Annotated in this window: 2 protein-coding genes; one reads left to right on the top strand and one right to left on the bottom strand. The window is 70.3% G+C overall.

Features of this window, described 5'->3' with window-relative positions; translation table 11 throughout:
• Positions 1-53: 53 nt before the first annotated feature.
• Complete coding sequence (locus B8460_RS19790; RefSeq protein WP_048863350.1) at positions 54-617, bottom strand: cytochrome b; 564 nt, start codon at positions 615-617, stop codon at positions 54-56.
• Positions 618-750: 133 nt separating this feature from the next.
• Between B8460_RS19790 and B8460_RS23155 the strand changes: the two genes are divergently transcribed.
• On the top strand, positions 751-950 hold a 200-nt coding region (locus tag B8460_RS23155), incomplete at its 3' end, for a hypothetical protein (RefSeq protein ID WP_206742664.1).

Here is a 950-nt window from a genome sequence, read left to right as displayed (position 1 = left end):
GGGCGGCAGGGGCGGCGCGGCGAGCCCCGCCGGCGCCGCGTCCGGCCGCGCGCTCACCGGCCGGGCAGCATGCGCTGCAGCTCCGGCTCGCGGTCGTAGAACTGGTGCTTGAGCGCGCCGAGCACGTGCAGGGCGAGCAGCGCATAAAGCGCATAGCCGAAGGCGACGTGGACCGAGAACATGAAGCTATGGAACGCCTCCTTCGACGCCGGGTCCATGTTGGTGATGAAGCCGAAGCGGAACCACGGGATGACGCCGAACAGGGTCAGCGGGTGGCCGGCTGCGTCCTTCCACGCCGAATCGTGCAGCCAGCCGGACAGCGGCAGCAGGATGGCGACGGCGTAGAGCGCGTAATGCGCCCAGTGCGCGGCCCGTCGCTCGACCGGGCGATAGGTGGCGGGCATCGGCGGCGGCGGATTGGCCGCCCGCCACAGCAGGCGCAGGATGACAAGGCCGATCACGGTGATGCCGACCGATTTGTGCAGGTCGATCACCGGCCGCGACCAGCTGTCGGGCACCGAGTCGGGGATGTAGCCGAGCACGATGTTGACGCCGATCAGCAGGGCGACCAGCCAGTGCAGCAGCATCGCCATACGTGTGTAACGCAGAGGGGTCATACGGTGGTCCTGTGCGGGGAAGTGCCGAGGGAAAGCGTGGCAAAGGTGCTGACAACATAGGGGCCCGCCCCATGTCGGCACAGTCAAACCCGACACAGCCGGGGGCCGTTAGCCTGTCATGAGCGATCTTGTCATGGACGATCCCGTCAAGCGCGATCGCGCCGGGGTGGCGCACGCGGGGGGGGGGCCGGTCGCTGCTTCCCTCGTCGCGGGGGGTCGCGTCGCGGGCGATGCCGACGGGGATGATGCCGGCGGGAATGATGCCAGCGGGAATGATGCCAGCGGGGGCGACCTGGCCGCCGCGCTGGCCGCCGCCTCGCCCCGGCTGCGGCC

It is taken from the genome of Acidisphaera rubrifaciens HS-AP3, assembly GCF_000964365.1.
GTDB classification, from domain to species: Bacteria; Pseudomonadota; Alphaproteobacteria; order Acetobacterales; family Acetobacteraceae; genus Acidisphaera; species Acidisphaera rubrifaciens.
The sequence above is the reverse complement of the archived record's forward strand: the minus strand, read 5'-3'. Positions and strand labels throughout refer to the sequence as shown.

Excerpts from the sequence above, each read along its gene's own strand:
- B8460_RS19790 (WP_048863350.1), bottom strand. The coding sequence starts at position 617 with ATGACCCCTCTGCGTTACACACGTATGGCGATGCTGCTGCACTGGCTG.